Annotated in this window: 22 protein-coding genes; 18 read left to right on the top strand and 4 right to left on the bottom strand. The window is 73.5% G+C overall.

Annotated elements, in window-relative coordinates:
- The 3 genes from ACZ6C6_RS31410 to ACZ6C6_RS31420 are packed head-to-tail and all read left to right on the top strand — an operon-like array spanning position 1 to position 3,886.
- The gene (locus ACZ6C6_RS31410; RefSeq protein WP_469207737.1) at positions 1-1,968 is read left to right on the top strand and encodes a dipeptide/oligopeptide/nickel ABC transporter permease/ATP-binding protein; all 1,968 of its coding nucleotides are present in this window, start codon (positions 1-3) and stop codon (positions 1,966-1,968) included.
- A complete protein-coding gene (locus tag ACZ6C6_RS31415; RefSeq protein WP_469207739.1) occupies positions 1,965-2,954 on the top strand; it encodes an ABC transporter ATP-binding protein in 990 nt (329 codons plus the stop codon). The genes ACZ6C6_RS31410 and ACZ6C6_RS31415 overlap by 4 nt, the downstream gene beginning before the upstream one ends.
- Entirely contained in the window at positions 2,951-3,886 is a 936-nt protein-coding gene (locus ACZ6C6_RS31420) for a dihydrodipicolinate synthase family protein (RefSeq protein ID WP_469207741.1), read from the top strand. The genes ACZ6C6_RS31415 and ACZ6C6_RS31420 overlap by 4 nt, the downstream gene beginning before the upstream one ends.
- 93 nt (positions 3,887-3,979) lie before the next feature.
- On the opposite strand, the gene ACZ6C6_RS31425 is transcribed toward ACZ6C6_RS31420, so the two are convergent.
- Positions 3,980-4,870 (bottom strand): chaplin, encoded by an 891-nt coding sequence (locus ACZ6C6_RS31425; protein WP_469207742.1) that lies wholly within the window; start codon positions 4,868-4,870, stop codon positions 3,980-3,982.
- Between the two features lie 382 nt (positions 4,871-5,252).
- Between ACZ6C6_RS31425 and ACZ6C6_RS31430 the strand changes: the two genes are divergently transcribed.
- From ACZ6C6_RS31430 to ACZ6C6_RS31455, 6 genes are all read left to right on the top strand, one after another.
- Entirely contained in the window at positions 5,253-5,654 is a 402-nt protein-coding gene (locus ACZ6C6_RS31430; RefSeq protein WP_365685747.1) for a rodlin, read from the top strand.
- Positions 5,655-5,928: 274 nt separating this feature from the next.
- Positions 5,929-6,162, top strand: coding sequence for a chaplin (locus ACZ6C6_RS31435; protein WP_469207744.1), 234 nt, complete (start codon positions 5,929-5,931; stop codon positions 6,160-6,162).
- Positions 6,163-6,396: 234 nt separating this feature from the next.
- The gene (locus tag ACZ6C6_RS31440; RefSeq protein WP_469207746.1) at positions 6,397-6,687 is read left to right on the top strand and encodes a hypothetical protein; all 291 of its coding nucleotides are present in this window, start codon (positions 6,397-6,399) and stop codon (positions 6,685-6,687) included.
- A 103-nt stretch (positions 6,688-6,790) separates the two neighbouring features.
- On the top strand, positions 6,791-7,201 hold the full coding sequence (locus tag ACZ6C6_RS31445) for a rodlin (RefSeq protein ID WP_018100605.1): 411 nt from the start codon (positions 6,791-6,793) through the stop codon (positions 7,199-7,201).
- Positions 7,202-7,315: 114 nt separating this feature from the next.
- Positions 7,316-7,486, top strand: a complete 171-nt coding sequence (locus ACZ6C6_RS31450) for a hypothetical protein (protein ID WP_469207748.1) — start codon at positions 7,316-7,318, stop codon at positions 7,484-7,486.
- A gap of 117 nt (positions 7,487-7,603) precedes the next feature.
- The gene (locus ACZ6C6_RS31455; RefSeq protein WP_469207750.1) at positions 7,604-8,014 is read left to right on the top strand and encodes a rodlin; all 411 of its coding nucleotides are present in this window, start codon (positions 7,604-7,606) and stop codon (positions 8,012-8,014) included.
- Positions 8,015-8,118: 104 nt separating this feature from the next.
- On the opposite strand, the gene ACZ6C6_RS31460 is transcribed toward ACZ6C6_RS31455, so the two are convergent.
- On the bottom strand, positions 8,119-8,619 hold the full coding sequence (locus tag ACZ6C6_RS31460; protein WP_469207752.1) for a DUF5949 family protein: 501 nt from the start codon (positions 8,617-8,619) through the stop codon (positions 8,119-8,121).
- Between the two features lie 317 nt (positions 8,620-8,936).
- Here ACZ6C6_RS31460 and rsgA point away from each other — a divergent pair, with 317 nt between their 5' ends.
- A complete protein-coding gene (gene rsgA, locus ACZ6C6_RS31465) occupies positions 8,937-10,106 on the top strand; it encodes a ribosome small subunit-dependent GTPase A (protein WP_469207754.1) in 1,170 nt (389 codons plus the stop codon).
- Between the two features lie 70 nt (positions 10,107-10,176).
- The gene (locus ACZ6C6_RS31470) at positions 10,177-11,604 is read left to right on the top strand and encodes a DNA-3-methyladenine glycosylase 2 family protein (RefSeq protein WP_469207941.1); all 1,428 of its coding nucleotides are present in this window, start codon (positions 10,177-10,179) and stop codon (positions 11,602-11,604) included.
- On the opposite strand, the gene ACZ6C6_RS31475 is transcribed toward ACZ6C6_RS31470, so the two are convergent.
- Positions 11,529-12,011 carry a DUF456 domain-containing protein gene (locus ACZ6C6_RS31475; RefSeq protein WP_469207756.1) on the bottom strand — a complete coding sequence of 161 codons (483 nt, stop codon included), beginning with the start codon at positions 12,009-12,011 and terminating at the stop codon, positions 11,529-11,531. The two genes, ACZ6C6_RS31470 and ACZ6C6_RS31475, sit on opposite strands and share 76 nt — an antisense overlap.
- A gap of 52 nt (positions 12,012-12,063) precedes the next feature.
- Positions 12,064-13,041: a helix-turn-helix domain-containing protein gene (locus tag ACZ6C6_RS31480; RefSeq protein WP_469207758.1), complete on the bottom strand. Its 978-nt coding sequence runs from the start codon at positions 13,039-13,041 to the stop codon at positions 12,064-12,066.
- A 267-nt stretch (positions 13,042-13,308) separates the two neighbouring features.
- On the opposite strand from ACZ6C6_RS31480, the gene ACZ6C6_RS31485 reads away from it, so the two are divergent.
- The 7 genes from ACZ6C6_RS31485 to ACZ6C6_RS31515 all read left to right on the top strand — a co-directional run bounded on the left by ACZ6C6_RS31485 (position 13,309) and on the right by ACZ6C6_RS31515 (position 21,738).
- The gene (locus ACZ6C6_RS31485) at positions 13,309-14,859 is read left to right on the top strand and encodes a protein phosphatase 2C domain-containing protein (protein WP_469207760.1); all 1,551 of its coding nucleotides are present in this window, start codon (positions 13,309-13,311) and stop codon (positions 14,857-14,859) included.
- A gap of 114 nt (positions 14,860-14,973) precedes the next feature.
- Positions 14,974-16,716, top strand: coding sequence for a pyruvate dehydrogenase (locus tag ACZ6C6_RS31490; protein ID WP_469207762.1), 1,743 nt, complete (start codon positions 14,974-14,976; stop codon positions 16,714-16,716).
- A gap of 83 nt (positions 16,717-16,799) precedes the next feature.
- Positions 16,800-17,987 (top strand): NAD(P)/FAD-dependent oxidoreductase, encoded by a 1,188-nt coding sequence (locus tag ACZ6C6_RS31495; protein ID WP_469207764.1) that lies wholly within the window; start codon positions 16,800-16,802, stop codon positions 17,985-17,987.
- 47 nt (positions 17,988-18,034) lie between these two features.
- Positions 18,035-18,367, top strand: a complete 333-nt coding sequence (locus ACZ6C6_RS31500; protein WP_469207766.1) for a (2Fe-2S)-binding protein — start codon at positions 18,035-18,037, stop codon at positions 18,365-18,367.
- Positions 18,348-19,778 carry an FAD-dependent oxidoreductase gene (locus ACZ6C6_RS31505; RefSeq protein WP_469207768.1) on the top strand — a complete coding sequence of 477 codons (1,431 nt, stop codon included), beginning with the start codon at positions 18,348-18,350 and terminating at the stop codon, positions 19,776-19,778. Before ACZ6C6_RS31500 ends, ACZ6C6_RS31505 begins: the two co-directional genes overlap by 20 nt.
- 35 nt (positions 19,779-19,813) lie before the next feature.
- Entirely contained in the window at positions 19,814-20,722 is a 909-nt protein-coding gene (locus ACZ6C6_RS31510; RefSeq protein WP_469207770.1) for a dihydrodipicolinate synthase family protein, read from the top strand.
- A 14-nt stretch (positions 20,723-20,736) separates the two neighbouring features.
- Positions 20,737-21,738: a proline racemase family protein gene (locus ACZ6C6_RS31515; RefSeq protein WP_469207772.1), complete on the top strand. Its 1,002-nt coding sequence runs from the start codon at positions 20,737-20,739 to the stop codon at positions 21,736-21,738.
- Positions 21,739-21,794 lie beyond the last annotated feature (56 nt).

A 21,794-nucleotide genomic window follows, 5' to 3' on the forward strand; every position in this document is an offset into this window, starting at 1 on the left:
ATGTTTGCCACCAGCCGGCTGACCACCAAGCTCTCCCGCCCCGGCATCGCCTTCCGCGCGCTGCCGGTCACCTCCCGCATCGCGCTCGGCGTGCTCGTCCTCGTCGTGCTCGGCGCGGTCCTCGCCCCGCTGCTCACCCAGAACCCGCTCACCACCGGAACGCCCGTCCAGGCACCGAGCGGTGACCACTGGTTCGGCACCGACCGGGCCGGACGCGACGTCTTCGCCCGCGTCGTCCACGGCTCGCGCTACTCGCTGGTCATCGGCCTCGGCGCCACCGCCGTCGCCCTGGTCGCGGGCTCCCTGCTCGGCGCGCTCGCCGCCACCTCGCGCAAGCTCGGCGACGAGTCCGTGATGCGCACCCTCGACGTGGTGATGTCGTTCCCGCCGATCGCGCTGGCCGCCGTCCTCGTCGCCGTCTTCGGCACCAGCATCCCCGTCATCATCTTCACCATCGCCTTCGTCTACACCCCCTCGCTCGCCCGCGTGGTCCGCGCCAACGTGCTGTCCCAGTACGGGGAGGACTACGTCGCCGCCGAGAAGGTCATCGGCGCCCGGCGCGGCTACATCGTGCTCCGGCACGTCGCCGTCAACTGCATGGCCCCGGTCATGGTGTTCGCCACCGTCATGGTCGCCGAGGCGATCATCTTCGAGGCCAGCCTCTCCTTCATCGGCGCCGGAGTGCAGGACCCGGACCCCAGCTGGGGGAGCGTCCTCGCCTACGGCCGGCAGATCCTCCTGGCCGGCGGCTGGTGGGCCACCTTCTTCCCCGGCCTCGCCCTGCTCGTCACCGTCCTCGCCCTCAACATCCTCTCCGAGGGCCTGACCGACGCGTCCGCCGCGCCCAGGTCCGCCCGCCCCGCGGCCCCCTCCGACACCCCGACCGCCCCGGACCCCGTCGAGGCCCGCTCCACCGTGGACATCGACGCCGCCCTGGCCAAGCTCGCCCGGCGTGTCAACGCCCAGGACGCCACCATCACCCCGGTCCCCGAGGACGCCGCCGAGCTCCTCGTCGTACGCGACCTCGCCATCCGCTTCCCCGACCGGTACGGCACGACCCCGGTCGTGGACGCGCTCTCCTTCACCGTCCACGAGGGCGAGACCCTGGGCCTCGTCGGCGAATCCGGCTGCGGCAAGTCCATCACCAGCCTCGCCGTCATGGGCCTCCTCGCCCGCAACGCCGAGGTCAGCGGCGAGATCCTGTACCGGGGCCGCAACCTCCTGGCGCTCCCGCCGAAGGAACGCCGCGCCCTGATGGGCCCCGAGATCGCGATGGTCTACCAGGACGCGCTCTCCTCCCTCAACCCCTCCGTACTCGTCGGCACCCAGCTCAGGCAGCTCACCTCGCGCGGCGGGACGAAGACACCGGCCGAGCTCCTCGAACTCGTCGGCCTCTCACCCGAACGCACCCTGCGCAGCTACCCGCACGAACTCTCCGGCGGCCAGCGCCAGCGCGTCCTGATCGCCATGGCCCTCTCCCGCAGCCCCCGCCTGCTCATCGCGGACGAACCGACCACCGCCCTCGACGTCACCGTCCAGGCCCAGGTCGTGGAACTCCTCGTCCGGCTCCGCGAGGAACTCGGCTTCGCCATGGTCCTCGTCTCGCACGACCTCGCCCTCGTCGGCGACCTCTCGCACCGCGTCGCGGTGATGTACGCGGGACGGCTCGCCGAGATCGGCTCCACCCGCTCCGTACTCACCGCCCCCACCCACCACTACAGCCGAGGCCTGCTCGGCTCCGTCGTCTCGCTGGAGGCCGGCGCCGACCGGCTGCACCAGATCCGCGGCGTCGTCCCGGCGCCCCAGGGCTTCGGCCCCGGCTGCCGGTTCGCCTCGCGCTGCGGCGCGGCCACCGAACTGTGCCGCACCACCACCCCGGCACTCACCGCGCGCGGCGCCGAGCAGGACCACGGCTTCGCCTGCCACCACCCCGCGAAGACCGCCCAGCTGGAAAGGAGCGCCCTGTGATCAGGCTCGACGGCGTCCACGTACGCCACAAGGCACGCAGCGGGGGCGTCTTCCGCCGCGACGCCGTCCACGCACTCACCGACGCGAACCTGGAGGTGAAGCGCGGCGAGATCGTCGGCCTCGTCGGCGAATCCGGCTGCGGCAAGTCCACCCTCGCCCGGGTCCTGACCGGCCTCCAGAAGCCCACCGAGGGCACGGTCACCTTCCACGGCCGCGACCTGTGGGAGATGACCGGCACCCAGCGCCGCCAGGACTTCGGCTCCGCCGTCGGCGTCGTCTTCCAGGACCCGTCCACCGCGCTCAACCCGCGCCTCACCGTCGAACAGATCCTCCGCGACCCGCTCGACGTGCACCGCCGGGGCACCCGCGAGGCACGCACCGCCCGGGTCGCCGAACTCCTCGACCTGGTCGGCCTCCCCGGCCACACCCTCGCCGCGCTGCCCGGACAGCTCTCCGGCGGCCAGCGCCAGCGCGTCGCCATCGCCCGCGCCCTGGCCCTGGAACCGGAACTGATCGTCGCGGACGAACCCACCTCCGCGCTCGACGTGTCGGTCCGCGCCCAGGTCCTCAACCTCCTGGTCGACCTGCGTGAACGCCTCGGCCTCGGCATGGTGTTCATCTCGCACGACATCCAGACCGTGCGCTACCTCGCCGACCGCATCGCCGTCCTCTACCTCGGCCGCATCGTCGAGGAGGGCCGCGCGGCCGACGTCGCCGGCGCCCCCGCCCACCCGTACACCGAGGCCCTGCTCTCCGCCACGCCCAGCCTGCTGGAGAGCACCGAGCGCATCGTGCTGACCGGCCCCGTCCCCTCGGCGACCAACCCGCCGTCCGGCTGCCCCTTCCGCACCCGCTGCTGGAAGGCGGACGACGCCTGCGCCACCGCCTTCCCGGAACGCGCCGAGGGGCCCGACGGGCACCGCCACCACTGCGTCCATCCCCAGACCCCCGCGTCCCCCGTACCGTCCGCAAGGAGCGCCGCATGACCGCCCGCACCCCCCGCCACACGGGAGTGATCCCGCCCGTCGTCACCCCGCTCACGGCGGACGGCGAGCTCGACCTCCCGTCGCTGGAGCGGGTCGTCGCGCACCTCATCGACGGCGGCGTCACGGGTCTTTTCGCCCTCGGCAGCTCCGGCGAGACCGCCTACCTCACCCCGGGACAGCAGGACCGGGTCATCGAGGCCGTCACGGCGGCGGCGGGCGGCCAGGTGCCGGTCCTCGTCGGCGCGATAGAGACCACCACCAACCGGGCGATCGAACGCGCCCGGCGCGCCGCGGAACTGGGCGCCGACGCCGTCGTGGTGACCGCGCCGTTCTACACCCGCACCCACGCCACGGAGATCGACCGCCACTTCCGGGACGTCGCCGCCGCCCTCGACCTGCCGGTCCTGGCGTACGACGTGCCGGTCTGCGTGCACAGCAAGCTCGACCCGGAACTGCTGCTGCCGCTGGCCGCCGACGGGGTGCTGGCCGGTGTGAAGGACTCCAGCGGCGACGACGGCTCGTTCCGCCGGCTGGTCATCGGCGCCCGCGAGCTACCGGACTTCTCCGTGCTCACCGGTCACGAGCTGGTGGTCGACGCGATGATGCTCGGTGGCGCCGACGGCTCGGTGCCGGGGCTCGGCAACGTCGATCCGCACGGGTACGTACGCCTGCACGAGGCGGCGGTGCGCGGTGACTGGGCGGCCGCGCGCACCGAGCAGGACCGCCTGGTCGCGCTGTTCGACATCGTGCGTGCCGCCCGTCCGGGCACGGCGTCGGCCACGGCGGCGGGGCTCGGCGCGTTCAAGACCGCGCTGATGCTGCGGGGGATCATCGCCACCAATGTGATGAGCCCGCCGATGCGCCCGCTGGACGCCGGGGAGACGGCGGCGGTCGCCGCCTGCCTGGACCGCGCGGGGCTCGGCACGGTCTGACCCGTACGCCGCGCGTGGCGGCGAAGACAAGAGGTCCGGCCGGACAGCTCAGGGCTGTCGGGCCGGACCTCTTCGTGCTCAGGGAGCGTCAGTTCACTTCTTCGCGGCGCGGGCGCGGCGCATCAGCAGGCCGCCACCGAGCACCAGCGCGGCACTGGCGCCACCGGCGATGCCCAGGTTCTCGTTGGCACCGGTGTGCGCCATCTGCGGCGGCTTGTGGTGCTTCGGAGGCGTGTGGTGCCAACCGGTGTGGGTCGGCGGGGTGTGCGTGGGCGGGTTCTCCACGGGCGGGGTCGGCGGGTTGTGGTGGTGGCTCGGCGGGCAGTCGTCGTTGTGGTGGTGCACCGGGGGCTTCGGGGGCTTCGGCGGGTGGTGCGGCTTCGGCGGGTTGTGGTGGTGGCTCGGCGGGCAGTCGTCGTCGTGGTGGTGCACCGGCGGCTTCGGGGGCTTCGGCGGGTGGTGCGGCTTCGGCGGGTTGTGCTCGTGGCCGCAGTTGCAGTCGTGGTCGTGGTGACCCTTCGGCGGCTTGTGGTGCGGCGGCTTGTGCGGCGGGTGCTCGGTCGGCGGGTTGCCCTCGTCGTCGCCGCCGTTCTCGCACTCGTTGCCCGCGGCCGGGTTCAGCAGGCCGACCACGTTGATGCTGTTGCCGCAGACGTTGACCGGGATGTCGACCGGGGCCTGGACCACGTTGCCCGAGAGCACGCCGGGGGACCCGGCGGCCACGCCCTGGGCGCTCGCGCCCTGCGAGCCGCCGTCGCCGGAACCGCCCTCGTTCTCGCACTCGTTGCCGAAGGCGGGGTTGAGCGCACCGATCACGTTGACCGTGTTGCCGCACACGTTGACGGGCACGTGCACCGGGACCTGAACCACGTTGCCCGAGGCCACGCCGGGCGAACCGACGGCCGCACCGTCGGCCGTGGCATCGGCGAAGGCATAGCCGCCGGAGGCGGTCAGGATGCCTGACGCCGCCGCCATGACGAGCATGCTTTTACTCAAGGCTTTTCGCATTGGTGCCCTTCCTTGGGACATTTCTTGAGGGCCCGGGGCCCTCAGTTCGTTCATCAGGCGGTGCAGCAGCCGTCGGACCCGCCCATCCAGAGGCGGCCCTCCTGGCGGAGCGGCTTGACGACACCCATAACGACGTCCGCGTGCATGGGAAACGTGAATGCCGTGAATTTTTCGTGCGCACGCGGCGGGGCTGCGAGTGAACGTTTCGTCTCTCGATTTCCGACAGTATTACTCGATCACTTTCGTACGGGCGTCCGTGTCTTCCAGGCATTCGGGTGAATGGCGATAACCAAACGTCGGTCCGCCAGTTGTTCAGGGCGCTCCGGCTACGGGGTATCCAGTACGAGAAGGGTTCATCGTGATCAAGAAGGTCCTGGCTACGGGTGCCGTCGCCGCCTCCATCCTCGGGCTCGGCGCCGCGCAGGCGATGGCCATCGGCAACGACGGTGGCACGACCTCGGTCAACGGCAACGGTGCCTCGCAGTCGTTTGGTAACGCCGTGACCAAGGGTGACGGCAGCCCGCAGTTCGACCTGGTCCAGGGCTCGCTCAACAAGCCCTGCGTCGGCCTGCCGCTCAAGGCGAACGTCGGTTCGCTCATCGGCCTCGTCCCGATCGCGGTCCAGGACGTCAACGTCCTGTCCAACCCGCAGAACCAGCAGTGCACCGAGAACTCCACCCAGGCCAAGGGCGACGAGCCGCTGTCGCACATCCTGGACGGCATTCCGGTCCTCTCGGGCAACGGCGCCGGCAACCGCTGACCCGGCCCGGCCCCCTCCCGGGCCCGGGTCGCCGGCGTTCCTCCTCCGGCCGGCCCGGGCCCGCTGCCGCCTCGCGCGGGTCGGGCGGGCACACGGTCGGCTGACCGGAACTGCATCATTCGGGCGTTATTCGAGCAATCTCCTCGCCGAGCAGTGTCGCGTACCGTCCGAAATCGTTACGAATGAGAGTGGCGGAGTTACGAGCGATCAGGTCCGCGCTCGTGCGGCACGAAAGCCGTGGCCGCTCCGGACTCCGCACAAGAAAGGGTTTCAAGTGAAGTACACCAAGATCGCCGCCGTCGCCGCCGGTACGCTCATGGCCATGGGTGCCGCCGCCCCGGCCTTCGCCGACTCGGGCGCCGAGGGCGCGGCCGTGGCCTCCCCGGGTGTCATCTCCGGCAACAACATCCAGGTGCCGGTCCACATCCCGGTCAACGTCTGCGGCAACACCATCGACGTGATCGGCCTGCTGAACCCGGCCTTCGGCAACGCCTGCGTCAACGACTGATCCACCTCGCCGAATTCTCTCGGCTCGAAAGGCCCCGGACCGCGTTCTGAACGGTCCGGGGCTTTTCCCGTGCCCAGAATTTTTCCCGCGCCCCGAGAAATCCCGCGCCGCACAGTTTCCCCGCCGTATCCGGTTCGTTAGCCAGGGAAAGGGCGGCCGGGAACACGGCCAAGAAGGCAACGTGCGGCGCGGGGACGCGACCGGAACGGCCGCCGCTGAGAAGGGAACCCGAAAGTGAAGTACGCGAAGACCGCCGCGCTCGTCGCCGGTTCCGTGGTCGCACTCGGCACGGCTGCTCCCGCCTTCGCCGTCACCACGACCACGGCCCCCAGCTTCAGCCTCGACGGAGGCGTCAACCAGATCACGGCGGCCGCCCCGCAGGCGGTCGACCCGGTGCTCGACACCGTGAGCGGCGCCGCCGAACGCCTGCACGAGGACGGCACCGTCGCGAAGGTCGCCGGCCAGGCCACCGACGCGGCCAACGGTGCGGCCCCGCTCCTCGGCGGACTCCCGCTCTCGAACTGACCCGCACCTTCGGGTGATGTGCCACAACCATTCCCGCCACGCCGAGTTGATCAGTGCGCTCGGCTCCGGCGGGCAAGTCAGAGAAAACCAGAAGGGCAGTTTCATGATCAAGAAGATGATGGCCTCGGCGGCCGTCGCCGCATCGATCGTCGGCGTCTCGGCCGCGGTCGCCCCGTCGGCCATGGCCATCGGCAACGACCAGGGCACCACGACCGTCAACGGCAACGGTGCCATGCAGGCGTACGGCAACTCCGCCACCCACGGTGACTGGAGCCCGCAGTTCGCCCTCATCCAGGGCTCGCTCAACAAGCCCTGCATCGCCCTGCCGGCCAAGGCCAACGTGGGCTCGCTGCTCGGCGTCGTGCCGATCTCGGTCCAGGACATCAACGTCCTGTCCTCGCCGCAGAACCAGCAGTGCACCGAGAACTCCACCCAGGCCAAGGGCGACGAGGCCCTGTCGCACATCCTGGACGACATCCCGATCCTCTCGGGCAACGGTGCCGGCAACAACTGACCGGCACTGACGGCGCACCACACGCGGCCCGGCGGTCGCCCGAAAGGGCGGCTCGCTGGGCCGCTTGCCGTAGTACGGGCGGCCGTTCCGCCCCGCAGCGGGTAGGGCCTGGGAATGGACCAGCACCACAGCCGGCAGCCCGACAGCGCAACCCCGATCTACGACCGGCTCCTCGCCGAGTGGCGCGCCGCCCGGGCCGAACCGGCCCCGGACCCCGGCCCCGCCCGCACGTGCGGACTCGTGCCCCCGGCGCGCACCTCGGCCGAAGCGGGCGGCCGGAGCTGACGCGGCCCGTCGAACTCATGCGGGATCGAACCCATTTGGGTGGATCAGCGGAACCGAAGCGTCCGCACGGGGTTGATCAGTACGTTCCAAACGGAACGCTCCGAAAGGTGAAGCGTGATGAAGAAGATGATGGCCGGCGCGGCAGTGGCCGTGTCCCTGGTCGGCTTGTCGGCCGCCGCGGCCCCCTCGGCCATGGCGATCGGTAACGACGGGGGCACCACGACCCTCAACGGCAACGGCGCCGCCAGCTCGTACGGCAACGCCGAGACCCAGGGCGACGGCAGCCCGCAGGCCCAGCTCATCCAGGGCTCGCTCAACGACCTGTGCCTGGGTGTCCCGGTCAAGGCCAACGTCGGTTCGCTGGTGGGCCTGCTGGTGCCCGTCGCGGTCCAGGACGTCAACGTCCTGTCCAACCCGCAGAACCAGCAGTGCGCCGACAACTCCACCCAGGCCAAGGGCGACGAGCCCCTGTCGCACCTGGTGGACGACATCCCGGTCCTCTCCGGGAACGGCGTCGCCAACAACTGATCGCGTGCCGCGCCCGCGTCGTCCGTCCTGTGCGACGCGGGCGCGTACGGCATGACGGAGGCCCACCACCCTCGCCGGGTGGTGGGCCTCTGCCGTGGTCCGGGTCAGCCGAGGCTGCGCACCGGGAGCACACAGTGCGCCGAGGTCGCGATGGTGTCCGGGTCGCCCGCGAAGGCCCGCAGCTCCGCCTCGCCGACGGGGAGGCCCGGAGCGCCCTGCGGCCAGGGACGGGTCGCGAACATCGCGTGCACCTCGCCCTGTTCGGTCGCCGCCGCCAGCCACTCGGGCGGCACCGGGTACTGCGCCTTGAAGTGCGGCAGGGTCAGGACGGCCTGGCCGGCCTGGACGAGGAGCTTCACGGGCAGCCCCGGCGTCTCGTCGGCACGCACCGGCGCACCGCCGACGGGGAGCCCGCAGCGCTGCAACGCGAGCCGCATGGCGTGCTCGCCGGCCGCCGGGCCGTCCGATCCGTCGCCCAGCGAATAGGCGAGCAGGAAGGCGGCGTCGCGCCCGCTCTGCCGGTACTCGCCGCTCCAGCCGATCAGGATGAGGGTGCCCAACTGGGCCTGGGTGAACGTGCCGGTGGCTGTCTGGGGGGAGGTCATGTGCGGCACCCTAACCGTCCGCGACCGGTCCAACTCCATGCGTATCACCCGATCGGGGGACGACTGCCACAACCGGATCCGCGCGGAATAATGCGTTGAGCCACCGCACCGCCGGGGGCTATGGTGTGCAACGAGACGGACGGCGGACCTGCCGCCGGTACCGGACCTGGACGAATGCGGAGGTGAGGACATTGACGACGGTCGTTGCGATGGGCGCTGCCCACGAGTCGAAGTTCCTCTTTGTCACCTCCGTGGCCACCGGCTGACCTCTTCGCGCTCTCACGCGCACCGCCGGGCCACCCTGTGAAGGGTTTCCCTTGTCTTTCCCGTCCTCCTCCGCTTTCTCCTCCTCCCACTCCACCGCTTCCCACCCGCTGGCCGCGTACGGCTGGGACGACGACTGGGCGGCCGAGTTCGCCCCGTACGCCGCCCAGGGACTGGTGCCCGGACGCGTGGTGCGGGTCGACCGCGGGCGCTGCGACATCGTCACGCCCGAGGGCACGATCTGGGCGGACACCGCCTTCGTCGTGCCGCGCGACCCGATGCGGATCATCTGCACCGGCGACTGGGCGGCCGTCGACGCCGACGGCGACCCGCGGTTCGTCCGTACGCTGCTGCCGCGCCGCACCGCCTTCGTGCGCTCCACCTCGTCCAAGCGCTCCGAGGGCCAGGTGCTCGCGACCAACGTCGACCACATCGTCATCTGCGTCTCGCTGGCCGTGGAGCTGGACCTGGGCCGCGTCGAGCGGTTCCTGGCCCTCGCCATGTCCAGCTCCGGCGGTGACGCGCTGCTCGGCGACGCCGCCGGGGCGGGCGAGCGCACCGCCGAACCGGTCGTCGTCCTCACCAAGGCCGACCTGGTCCCGGACGCGACCACCCTCTCCCACCTGGTCCAGGACATCGAGCGCATCGCGCCCGGTGTGCAGGTGCTCCCGGTCAGTTCCGCCACCGGCGAGGGCATCGACGTGTTCTCGGCGATCGTCTCCGGCGGTACGAGCGTGCTGCTCGGGGTGTCCGGCGCCGGGAAGTCCACGCTCGCCAACACGCTGCTCGGCCAGGACGTGATGGAGGTCCAGGCCGCCCGCGACGTGGACGGCAAGGGCCGGCACACCACCACCACCCGCAACCTCCTCGTGCTGCCCACCGGCGGGGTCCTCATCGACACCCCCGGACTGCGTGGGGTCGGCCTCTGGGACGCCGGGGTCGGCGTCGGCCAGGTCTTCTCGGAGATCGAGGAGCTGGCCGAGGGCTGCCGGTTCCACGACTGCGCCCACGAGGCGGAGCCGGGCTGCGCCGTGCGGGAGGCGATCGAGGACGGCATCCTGCCCGAGCGCCGCTACGACAGCTACCGCAAGCTCCAGCGCGAGAACCAGCGCATCGTCGCCAAGACCGACGCCCGCGTCCGGGCCGAGATCAGGCGCGACTGGAAGCGGAAGGGGGCCGAGGGCCGTGCGGCGATCGAAGCCAAGCGCGGCCGGATCCGCTAGCCGACCCCCCCGGTCGACGTCCGAAAACCGCGAGTGACGGTGCCCCGAGGGGCGCACACTGGACGGTGTGATGGACGAGCGGACCAGATACGAGGCGGTCAGCAGCCGCGACGCCCGTTTCGACGGCGAGTTCTTCTTCGCCGTCGAGACGACCGGCATCTACTGCCGGCCGAGCTGCCCCGCCGTCACGCCCAAGCGGAAGAACGTCCGCTTCTACCCGACGGCGGCGGCCGCCCAGACCAACGGCTTCCGGGCGTGCCGCCGCTGCCGCCCGGACGCCGTCCCCGGCTCCGCCGAATGGAACGTCCGGGCCGATGTCGTCGGGCGCGCCATGCGGATGATCGGCGACGGTGTGGTGGACCGGGAAGGCGTCCCCGGGCTCGCCCACCGGCTCGGTTACAGCTCCCGCCAGGTGCAGCGTCAGCTCAACGCGGAACTGGGTGCCGGACCCGTCGCCCTGGCCCGCGCCCAGCGCGCCCACACCGCCCGGGTCCTGCTCCAGACCACGGCCCTGCCCGTCACCGAGATCGCCTTCGCGGCCGGGTTCGGCAGTCTGCGCCAGTTCAACGACACCGTCCGGCAGATCTACGCCCGCACCCCGAGCGCCCTGCGCGCCGAAGCCGGTACGGGGCTGGGCGTCGCGGTCCGCGAGGCCGGTGCCACCGGCATCCCGCTCCGGCTCGCCCACCGGGGGCCGTACGCCGCCGGTGACGTCTTCGACCTGCTCGCCGCCGGTCCGGTCGCCCGCGTCGAGGAGATCACCGGGGAGCCCGGCCACCGTACCTACCGGCGCACGCTGCGCCTCCCGTACGGCACCGCCGTCACCTCCGTGGACGAGCGGTCCGCCGGGGACTGGCTGGACGCCCGCATCCACCTCACCGACCTGCGCGACCTGACCACGGCCGTCCAGCGGCTGCGCCGGCTCCTCGACCTGGACGCCGACCCGTACGCCGTGGACGAGCTGCTGTCGGCCGACCCAGTGCTTGCCCCGGACGTCGCGGCCCGGCCGGGGGTGCGCTCGCCGGGGGCGGCCGACGCCGAGGAGTTCGCCGTGCGGGCCCTGGTGGGCGACGCGGCGGCAGGTGAGCTGGTCGAGGAGTACGGCAAGGCGCTGGACGTGCCGTGCGGGGCCCTGACCCACGTCTTCCCCGAGCCGGCCGTACTCGCCGAGGCGGCCGGTGACCCGGCCCTGCGGGCCCTGGCGACCGCGCTCGCCGACGGCACCGTACGCCTGGACGCGGGCGCCGACCGCGACGAGGCCGAGCAGGAGCTCCGCCGGCTGCCCGGCATCGGCCCCGCCACCGCCGCGCTGATCCGGATGCGCGGCCTGGGCGACCCGGATGTGGACCCGTACGGCACCCCGGGCGCGAGCGGCTGGCGCCCCTGGCGCTCGTACGGGGTGCGGCGGGCCGGGTACCGCCGTCAGCCCCAGATCAGCGCGCCCAGCCAGGCGCCGGTCACGAGCAGGCACGCGAAGAGCTCCACGAGCACCGCATAGCCGGTCGCCCGCATCACCGAGCGGACCGACGCCCAGCCGGCGCCCCGGCTGCCGAGGCGCAGCCGTTCCGCCCCGAAGATCACCCCGACGTATCCGACGACCGCCCCGACGACGGGCAGCACGAAGAAGCCGGCGATGGCCCCGAGCCCGCCCAGCATCAGCGTCCGGCGCGGGGCCCCCGACTCACGGGGCCGGCGCGGCGGCAGCAGCGGTTTGAGCGCCTGGTTGAGCAGGAGCAGGGCCGTCGCGCCGATCAGCACGGCCCAGGCGGCCGGGGTCGTGTCGGTGAACGCCCACCACAGGACGGCGGCCCAGACGATCGCCTGCCCCGGCACGCCCGGCACCAGCACACCGATCAGACCGAGCAGCATCACCAGTCCGACGGCGACAAGCTGCCACACACCCATCTGACCAGCGTGCCGGAGACCGCCCGGTCCCGCCCGTCCGGACCAGCAGGCCCTAGCGGGCCACCCAGCCCCGTTCGTACGCGTGCCAGCCCAGCTGGAGCCGGGTGGAGACGCCGGTCAGCTCCATCAGGCCCTTGACCCGGCGCTGCACCGTCCGCAGGCCCAGGTCCAGCTGCTTGGCGACGCTCGCGTCGGTCAGACCGGCCAGCAGCAGCGACAGGATCTCCAGATCCGTCGGGTCGGGGCCGCCCGGCGCCTCCAGGACCGCGCCGCTCTCGCCGAGCCGCAGCGGCATGGCCTCCCGCCACACCGCCTCGAAGAGCCCGGCCAGCGACTCCAGCAGCCCCGACGCGTGCACCACCAGCGCGGCGGGCTCCGCGCCCCGGCCGGTCAGCGGCACCATGGCCAGGGCCCGGTCGGCGATCACCAGCTTCGTCGGGACCCGGGGGACCACCCGGCACTGCTCGTCCCGGCTGAGCGCCGCAGACAGCTCCACGATCCCGGACTCCAGGCCCAGCACCTCGCGCTCCACGACCACCCGGAACGAGACGCCGCGGGTGGCCGCCTCCTCCTCCGACTCGTTGTCCAGGCCGCTGACCGCGATCGGCTTCCCGGTGACCAGCGCGCACACCTCGCTCGTCGCGCCCAGCTGGAGCTGGTGGAAGCGGTGGGCCACCGCGCTCGCCCCGGTGACCACCTCGACCAGGTCGTGGACGGCCGGTTCGGCGGCGTCGGCGCGGTACTCCTCGGCGAGCAGGGCCGCCGCCAGCTCGGCCTGCTCCAGCTGGTGGCGCTGCTGGGTGAGCAGGGCCCCCAGGGCGACCCCGGGCGGTGCCGCGACCCAGCGGCCCGTGCGGGCGGAGGACTGGGCGGCCAGGCCGTGCTGCTCCAGCCGCCGCAGCGCGCGTTCCGTGTCCCGTTCGGGGAGGGCCAGCCGGTGCGAGAGATCGGACACCTCGGCGGCCCCGAGCGCCACCAGGGCGCGGTAGGCCGACTCCTGCCTCTCGTCAAGACCTATGGCTGCCAGCATCCCCGACCCCTCCCCGAGCCCGTGCGTACGCCTTCGGCGCACACGTGTGGCGAAAAGTCGCCACGGCGTGATTTCGCCACGGCACATCATCGCCGTACGGTGCGCCACTCTGCCAATGTGACGGCACAGCGGGACCGGCGGCCCTGTCCGGCGCCCGCTTCCCGGACCGGTCTGCCGGGCGTCCTTCCCGTGGGGGGTGGGGTCGTCCGGCGGACCGATTTTCCGGATGGCCGTTTTCGTACCGCCCTCGCGGTCGACAATAAGGACATGAGTCAGCAGGGGGAGAAGCCCGCGGCCCACGAGGACGACTGGTGGCGCAGGCTGTACGACGAATCCGCCCCGGACGCGGGGGCGGCCCAGGCCGCCGACAGTCTCGACGACCGGTTCGACTCGGCGTCGGACACGGTGGCGTCCGGGAAGGGCGCGGCTCACGGGACGCCGGGGGGGATACCCGGGCCCAGGGAGGAGCCGCTGCCGGCCGGCCCGGCGGCGGGCACCCGGTCGGCGGACACGGGGCCGGGCACCTCGCCGGGCGTGGTCGCGCGTCCGCCGGGGGAGGCGCCGCCGGAGCCGCCCGTCCACGCCCCGTGGGACGTGCAGGCGCCGCCCCGCGCGCCGTGGGAGCCGGTGACCGGGCCCGCGCTCCCCCGCACCTTTCCGGGTCCGCCGCCCCCCGAGCCCCCGCCGCCGCCCGCCTCCGAGGACCCCCGCGTTCCCGCCGGGCGCGAAGCGCCCCCGCTGCCCAGGCGGCCCGTCACCGAGCGGACCGAGGCGGACGGTCCCGCCCCGGACGAGGCGCCGCCGGAGCCGGTCGTCGCGCCCCGGCGCCGGGTCGGCCACGTCGGCGCCCGGCCGCCCACCTACGACGCCGAGCCCACGGCGCTGCCCGCCACCGACCCGTACGAAGTCGGCCGCGTCGTCCCGGACACGGTGCTGGACGGTGCCACGTACGGGACGTACACGCTGCGCGCCGCGTCCGTACGCGGTGACTCGGCCCGGTTCCGGGGCGAGCCGCGCCGGGACGCGCTGCTGACGGCGCGCTTCGGGACCGGGGAGAACGCGCTGGTGCTGGTGGCCGTCGCGGGCGCGTCGCGGGGCGCGGAGGGGGCGCACACGGCGGCGGCGGACGCCTGCCACTGGATCGGCGAGGCGGTCGGGCGCAGCCACGCCAGGCTCTCCGACGACATAAGGGCGGGCCGCCGCGCCGATCTGAAGTCCGGGCTCCACCGCCTCACCGACCGCGCCTTCGGCAAGCTGCGCGCCCGCGCCGCCGAACTGGGCGTCGAGCCGGACGCGTACACCGCGAGCCTGCGCTGCCTGCTGCTGTCCGCCGACCCCGACTGCCGCACCCGGGTCTTCTTCGGCATCGGCGCGGGCGGCCTCTTCCGGCTGCGCGACGGCAGCTGGCACGACCTGGAACCGGCGCTCCCACCACCCGCCGCGCTGAGCGGGGAGCCGGTGGTCGGCTTCGGCTCCTCCGCGCCGGAGAGCCCGCCCGAGAGCGCGCCCGACGGCGACCGGCTGACCATGGACCTGAACATCGCCACCGGCCCCGCCCCGTATGTCGAGGACCCCCTTCCGCCCCCTGCCGAACCGTTCCGCTTCCGTGCCTCCGTCGCCCGGCCGGGGGACACCCTGCTGCTGTGCGGGGCGGGCCTCGCCGACCCGCTGCGCGGCGAACCGGAGCTGGCCGCCGAGCTCGCCACACGCTGGTCGCCGCTGGAGGCACCGGGTCTCGGGGCGTTCCTCGCGGACACCCAGATCCGGGTGAAGGGATACGCGGACGACCGGACGGCGGTCGGCGTCTGGGAGGCGTAACCGCGCACGCCATGGGTTGATGGATTCCGGATACCCGTCCGGGCCGGGGTTTGACCCCCCGCGTCCCGGACAGCCGGACGTGCACGGAGCACAGGCAGAGGGAGTGCGTCACCCATGGCCAAGCAGAACGTGTCGGAGCAGTTCGTCGACATCCTCGCCCGGGCGGGCGTCAAACGCCTGTACGGGGTCGTCGGGGACAGCCTCAACCCGGTGGTCGACGCCGTACGGCGGCACGCGGACATCGAGTGGATCCAGGTCAGGCACGAGGAGACGGCGGCGTTCGCGGCCGGTGCGGAGGCGCAGATCACCGGCGACCTCGCGGCCTGCGCCGGGTCCTGCGGGCCCGGCAACCTGCACCTCATCAACGGCCTGTACGACGCCCACCGCTCGATGGCCCCCGTGCTCGCGCTGGCCTCGCACATCCCGTCCAGCGAGATCGGCCTCAACTACTTCCAGGCCACCCACCCCGAGCTGCTCTTCCAGGAGTGCAGCCACTACAACGAGATGATCTCCAACCCGCAGCAGATGCCCCGGCTGCTCCAGACCGCCATCCAGCACGCGGTCGGCCAGGGCGGGGTCAGCGTCGTGACCATGCCCGGCGACGTCGCCGGGCAGCCCGCGCCCGAACGGTCCGCCGAGCACGCCCTGGTCACCTCGCGTCCCACCGTGCGGCCGGGCGACGCCGAGATCGAGAAGCTGTGCCGGATGGTGGACGAGGCCAAACGGGTGACGCTGTTCTGCGGCAGCGGCACGGCGGGCGCGCACGCCGAGGTGATGGAGTTCGCCGAGCGGATCAAGTCCCCCGTCGGGCACGCCCTGCGCGGCAAGGAGTGGATCCAGTACGACAACCCGTACGACGTCGGCATGAGCGGGCTGCTCGGCTACGGCGCCGCCTACGAGGCCACCCACGAGTGCGATCTGCTGATCCTGCTCGGCACGGACTTCCCGTACAACGCCTTCCTGCCCGACGACGTCAAGATCGTGCAGGTCGATGTGCGGCCGGAACACCTCGGCCGGCGCACCAAGCTGGACCTGGCCGTCTGGGGCGACGTCCGGGAGACGCTGCGCTGCCTGACCCCCCGGGTGAAGGCGAAGAGCGACCGCAAGTTCCTCGACCGGATGCTCAAGAAGCATGCGGACGCGCTGGAGGGCGTGGTCAAGGCGTACACCCGCAAGGTCGAGAAGCACGTCCCGATCCACCCCGAGTACGTGGCCTCGGTGCTGGACGAACTCGCGGACGACGACGCCGTGTTCACCGTCGACACCGGCATGTGCAACGTCTGGGCGGCCCGCTATCTGACGCCCAACGGCAAGCGCCGGGTGATCGGTTCGTTCAGCCACGGCTCGATGGCCAACGCGTTGCCGCAGGCCATCGGCGCCCAGTTCACCGACCGGAACCGGCAGGTCGTCTCGATGTCGGGCGACGGCGGATTCACCATGCTGATGGGCGACTTCCTGACGCTCGTCCAGTACAACCTGCCGGTCAAGGTGGTCCTCTTCAACAACTCCTCGCTGGGCATGGTGGAGCTGGAGATGCTGGTCGGCGGTCTGCCCTCGTTCGGGACGACCAACAAGAACCCGGACTTCGCGGCCGTGGCGCGCGCGGCGGGAGCGTACGGCGTCCGGGTCGAGAAGCCCAAGGAGCTGACCGGCGCGCTCAAGGACGCCTTCAAGCACAAGGGCCCGGCGCTGGTCGACGTCGTCACCGACCCCAACGCGCTCTCCATCCCGCCCAAGATCAGCGCGGACATGGTGACCGGCTTCGCGCTGTCCGCCAGCAAGATCGTTCTCGATGGCGGGGTGGGCCGGATGCTCCAGATGGCGCGCTCCAACCTCCGCAACGTGCCGCGTCCTTAGCCCCCGAGGCAGCTGACGGCATGTCATGAGCGGTCGTCGCACATCCTCTTGGCACCCTCAGAGCCATGTGACATATTACTGGCGTGTTCACGAGACAGCCTCTGGATGTTGTCGTCGTCGGAGCCGGTGTCGTCGGCGCCGCCTGCGCGTACTACGCCACCCGGTCCGGCCTCTCGGTCGCGGTGGTGGACGGCGGACCGGTCGCCGGCGGCACCACGGGGGCGGGGGAGGGGAACCTCCTCGTCTCCGACAAGCCGCCCGGGCCCGAACTCGACCTCGCCCGGCTCTCCGCCGCCCTCTGGCACGAGCTGTCCGAGGTGCTGCCCGGGGCGGTCGAGTACGAGCAGAAGGGCGGCCTGGTCGTCGCGGCGGACGAGCGGTCCCTCGCGACCCTGACCGCGACCGCCGCCGGGCAGGCCCGGGCCGGGGTACGCACCACCGCCGTCGCCCCGCACGAACTGCCCGGGCTGGAGCCGCACCTGGCCCCCGGCCTCGCGGGCGGCGTCCTCTACCCGGAGGACGCCCAGGTCCAGCCCGCCCTGGCCGCCGCCCACCTGATCCGCGCCGCCCGCGACGCCGGGGCGGCCCTGCACACCGGCCGCCCGGTCACCGCCGTGCTCACCGGCCCCACGGGCGCGGTGCGCGGCGTCCGCACCGGAGCCGGGGACCTGCTCGCCCCGGCCGTGGTCAACGCGACGGGCGCACGGGGCGGGGAGTTCGCCGCGCTGGCCGGGGTGGAGCTGCCCGTCCTGCCCCGGCGCGGGTTCGTCCTGGTGACCGAGCCGCTGCCGCCGCTGATCCGGCACAAGGTGTACGCCGCCGAATACGTGGCCGACGTGTCCAGCGCGTCGGCCGCCCTCCAGACGTCACCGGTCGTGGAGGGCACCCCGTCCGGGCCCGTCCTCATCGGCGCCAGCCGCGAACGGGTCGGCTTCGACCGCACCCTGTCCGTGCCGGTGCTCAGCAGGCTGGCCGACGCGGCCGCCGCGCTGTTCCCGGTCCTCGGCGCCGCCCGGGTGCTCCGCGCGTACCACGGCTTCCGCCCGTACCTGCCCGACCATCTCCCCGCGATCGGGCCCGACCGCAGGGTCCCCGGCCTCTTCCACGCCTGCGGCCACGAGGGCGCGGGCATCGGACTCGCCCCGGCGACGGCCGTCCTGATCACGGCGGCGATCCGGGGCGAACGACCGCCCCTGGACGCGGAGCCGTTCCGGCCGGACCGCTTCGGGGCGGACACCGGGGGCGGGCGAGCCGCGTCCTCGTCCCCGTGAGCCGTCCGTCCCTCCCCGTACCGCCCGACCCACAGACAGGAGCCCCGGTGAGACGAGCACGCCGACGCGACCCCGCCCGCACCCCGGCCGGGCCGGCCGGTGCCGGGCCCGCCTTCGAGATCACCTTCGACGGGCGCCCGGTGTCCGCCCTGCCCGGGCAGAGCATCGCGGCCGCGCTGTGGGCCGCCTCCGTCCTCAGCTGGCGCACCACCCGGGTCAACGGGCGGCCCAGGGGCGCCTTCTGCGGGATCGGCTCCTGCTTCGAGTGCCTGGCCACCGTCAACGGACGGCCCAACCTGCGGGCCTGCCTGCTGCCCGCCCGCCCCGGCGACGCCGTCACCACCCAGGAAGGCGACGGACATGCCGCACCCCGGGCCTGACCGCGCCGAGGTCGCCGTGGTGGGCGCGGGACCGGCCGGGCTCGCCGCCGCCGTCACCGTCGCCGACGCCGGCCTCGACGTGCTCCTGATCGACGCGGCCGACGCTCCAGGCGGCCAGTACTACCGCGCACCCGCCCCCGGACTCGGCGCCGCCCGCCCCGGAGCCCCGCTCCACGGCCGGGGCACGTTCACCGCGCTCACCGCCCGCCTCGGCCGGCACCGCGACACCGGGCGGGTGCGCCACCTCACCGGCCACCAGGTCTGGGCGGTGACGCGGACCGGCGAGGACTGGACCCTGCACGCGGTCACCGGCCCGGACGGCGGTGACGGGGCCACCTCGCGTGCCCGCCGCCTCGTGATCGCGACCGGAGCCGTCGAGCGTCAACTCCCCTTCCCCGGTTGGACCCTGCCCGGCGTCGTCGGCGCGGCCGGGGCGCAGGCCATGTTCAAGTCGGAGCTCGTGCTGCCCGGCCGGCGCGTCGTCGTCGCCGGGAGCGGGCCGCTGCTCCAGGCCGTCGCCCTCTCCCTGGCCGGGGCCGGGGCCCGGGTGCCCGCACTGGTGGAGGCCGCCGGCTACGGGGCGTACGCCCGGGCGCCCCTGACCCTGGCCGCGAACCCCGGCCGGCTCGTGGAGGGCGCCCGGCACCGGACGGGCCTCGCCCGGTACGGCGTGCGGATGCTCACGCACCGGGCCGTCACCGCCGTCCACGGCACCGAACGCGTGGAAGGGGTCACGGTCAGCCGGCTCGACCGCGCCTGGCGCCCCGTGCCGGGCACCGGACGGCGCATCGACTGCGACGCGCTCGCCGTCGGCCACGGCCTCGTCCCGCAGATCGACCTCGCCCTCGGCCTCGGCTGCGCCACCCGCACCGGGACGGACGGCACGGCGGTCCTGGAAGTCGACGCGCGGCTGCGTACCACCGTGCCCGGAGTCTGGGCCGCCGGAGAGACCGCGGGCATCGGCGGCGTCCGACTGGCCCTGGCCGAGGGCGAGCTGGCCGCGTTCTCGGTGGTCGCCGACGCGCGGGGCGGCCCCGCCCCGGCCCGCGCGGAAGCGCTGATCCGCGGCCGTCGCCGGATGCGCGGGTTCGCCGGGCTGATGGGGGCCGTGCACCGGCCGGGACCGGGATGGACCGCGTGGCTCGACCCGGACACCGAGGTCTGCCGATGCGAGGAGGTCACGGCCGGCACGGTCCGGACCGCCGTCGCCGAACTGGGCGCTGCCGACACCCGCACCGCCAAGCTGCTCACCCGGGCGGGCATGGGCTGGTGCCAGGGCCGCACGTGCGGCTTCGCCGTCCGCGCCCTGGCCGGCCCGTCCGGGGCCGACGCCACCCCTGACCGGCGCCCGCTCGCCTGCCCGGTGCCGCTCTCCACGCTCGCCCGCGCCGCCCGGCCGGACGAGGCCTGAGCACCTGTATCCGCACCCACATCCGAGGAGCCCGTATGACCGCCGAGCACACCCGTACCCGCGCCCCCTGGCGAGGCGTCATGGTCGCCACCCCGCTCACCCTGCGCGAGGACGGGTCGGTCGACTTCGACGCCTACGCCGCACACGTCCGCGACCTCCTCGACGCGGGCTGCGACGGCGTGGTGCCCAACGGGTCGCTGGGGGAGTACCAGACCCTCAGCGACCGGGAGCGCCGGGACGTGGTGCGGGTCGCGGTCGAGGCCGCCGGGGACGGAGGGCGGGTGATGCCCGGGGTGTCCTCGTACGACAGCGCGCAGTCGCGGCGCCGGGCCGAGGAGGCCGCCGGGGCCGGGGCCGGTTCCGTGCTGCTGCTGCCGCCCAACGGCTACCCGTGCGAGGACGCGGCCGTCCGCGCGCACTACGCCGAGGTGGCGGCGGCGGGGCTGCCCGTCGTCGCGTACAACAACCCGTACGACACCAAGGTGGATCTGACGCCCCGGCTGCTCGGGCAGCTCCACGCGGAGGGGTCGGTCGTCGCGGTCAAGGAGTTCAGCGGCGATGTCCGCAGGGCGTACGAGATCGCGGAGACGGCGCCCGGCCTCGACCTGCTCGTCGGCGCCGACGACGTGCTGCTCGAACTCGCCCTGGCCGGGGCGGTCGGCTGGATCGCCGGCTGCCCCAACATGCTTCCGCGCGGTTGTGTCGCGCTGTACCGGGCGGCCGTCTCCGGGGACCTGGAGCGCGCCCTGCCGCTCTACCGGAGGCTGCACCCGCTGCTGCGCTGGGACTCCAAGCCGGAGTTCGTCCAGGCCATCAAGGCGTCCATGGACATCGTCGGCCGGCACGGCGGGCCCACCCGGCCGCCCCGCCTGCCGCTCGACGCCGACGCCCTGGCCGCCGTACGCGCCGCCACGGAGAAGGCCCTCGCCGAGGGCCTGGACTGAGAGGGGGAGGGACGATGCGCAGCCGCCACGTCTTCCACGCCGTCGACTCGCACACCGAGGGCATGCCCACCCGCGTGGTCACCGGCGGGATCGGCACGCTCCCCGGCACCACCATGGCCGAGCGCCGGGCGTACTTCATGGCGCACCGGGACGCGGTGCGGACCCTGCTGATGTACGAGCCGCGCGGCCACTCCGCGATGAGCGGGGCCGTCCTCCAGCCGCCGACCCGTCCCGACGCCGACTTCGGGGTGCTCTTCATGGAGGTGTCCGGCTGCCTGCCGATGTGCGGACACGGCACGATCGGGGTGGCGACCGTGCTGGTGGAGACCGGCATGGTCCCGGTCACCGAACCGGTCACCACCGTACGGCTGGACACCCCCGCCGGGCTCGTCTCCGTGGACGTACGGGTCGAGGGCGGGGCCGCCACCTCCGTCACCCTCACCAACGTGCCGGCCTTCAGCGCGGGGCTCGGCCTCAGCGCGGAGGTGCCCGGCTTCGGTGAGGTGCCGTACGACCTCGCCTACGGGGGCAACTTCTACGCGATGGTGCGCCTGGCGGACCTGGGCCTGCCGTTCGACCGGGCGCGGAAGGACGAACTGCTCGCGGCCGGGCTGACGTTGATGGAGGCGGTCAACGCGACCGACCGGCCGGTCCACCCGGTGGACCCGGCCATCCACGGGCTCAAACACGTCCAGCTGATCGCGCCCGGCTCCGACGCCACGCACTCGCGCCACGCGATGGCCATCCACCCCGGCTGGTTCGACCGCTCGCCCTGCGGCACGGGCACCTCCGCGCGGATGGCCCAGCTGCACGCCCGGGGCGAACTCCCACTGGACCGGGACTTCGTCAACGAGTCCTTCATCGGCACCCGGTTCACCGGGCGGCTGGTCGCCGAGACCACGGTGGGCGCGCTGCCCGCGGTCGTCCCGACGGTCACGGGACGGGCCTGGATCACCGGGACCGCGCAGTACTTCCTGGACCCGGACGACCCCTTCCCGGAGGGCTTCCTGCTGTGAGCCCGCACGGGATCCAGGTCCAACGTCACATTGTATTCTGGCCCTCCGCACGGTGC

Source organism: Streptomyces sp. NPDC041814, assembly GCF_055590565.1.

Excerpts from the sequence above, each read along its gene's own strand:
- ACZ6C6_RS31410 (WP_469207737.1), top strand. The coding sequence starts at position 1 with ATGTTTGCCACCAGCCGGCTGACCACCAAGCTCTCCCGCCCCGGCATC.
- ACZ6C6_RS31420 (WP_469207741.1), top strand. The coding sequence starts at position 2,951 with ATGACCGCCCGCACCCCCCGCCACACGGGAGTGATCCCGCCCGTCGTC.
- ACZ6C6_RS31425 (WP_469207742.1), bottom strand. The coding sequence starts at position 4,870 with ATGCTCGTCATGGCGGCGGCGTCAGGCATCCTGACCGCCTCCGGCGGC.
- ACZ6C6_RS31445 (WP_018100605.1), top strand. The coding sequence starts at position 6,791 with ATGATCAAGAAGATGATGGCCTCGGCGGCCGTCGCCGCATCGATCGTC.
- ACZ6C6_RS31450 (WP_469207748.1), top strand. The coding sequence starts at position 7,316 with ATGGACCAGCACCACAGCCGGCAGCCCGACAGCGCAACCCCGATCTAC.
- ACZ6C6_RS31455 (WP_469207750.1), top strand. The coding sequence starts at position 7,604 with ATGAAGAAGATGATGGCCGGCGCGGCAGTGGCCGTGTCCCTGGTCGGC.
- ACZ6C6_RS31460 (WP_469207752.1), bottom strand. The coding sequence starts at position 8,619 with ATGACCTCCCCCCAGACAGCCACCGGCACGTTCACCCAGGCCCAGTTG.
- ACZ6C6_RS31470 (WP_469207941.1), top strand. The coding sequence starts at position 10,177 with ATGGACGAGCGGACCAGATACGAGGCGGTCAGCAGCCGCGACGCCCGT.
- ACZ6C6_RS31475 (WP_469207756.1), bottom strand. The coding sequence starts at position 12,011 with ATGGGTGTGTGGCAGCTTGTCGCCGTCGGACTGGTGATGCTGCTCGGT.
- ACZ6C6_RS31480 (WP_469207758.1), bottom strand. The coding sequence starts at position 13,041 with ATGCTGGCAGCCATAGGTCTTGACGAGAGGCAGGAGTCGGCCTACCGC.
- ACZ6C6_RS31485 (WP_469207760.1), top strand. The coding sequence starts at position 13,309 with ATGAGTCAGCAGGGGGAGAAGCCCGCGGCCCACGAGGACGACTGGTGG.
- ACZ6C6_RS31490 (WP_469207762.1), top strand. The coding sequence starts at position 14,974 with ATGGCCAAGCAGAACGTGTCGGAGCAGTTCGTCGACATCCTCGCCCGG.
- ACZ6C6_RS31505 (WP_469207768.1), top strand. The coding sequence starts at position 18,348 with ATGCCGCACCCCGGGCCTGACCGCGCCGAGGTCGCCGTGGTGGGCGCG.
- ACZ6C6_RS31510 (WP_469207770.1), top strand. The coding sequence starts at position 19,814 with ATGACCGCCGAGCACACCCGTACCCGCGCCCCCTGGCGAGGCGTCATG.
- ACZ6C6_RS31515 (WP_469207772.1), top strand. The coding sequence starts at position 20,737 with ATGCGCAGCCGCCACGTCTTCCACGCCGTCGACTCGCACACCGAGGGC.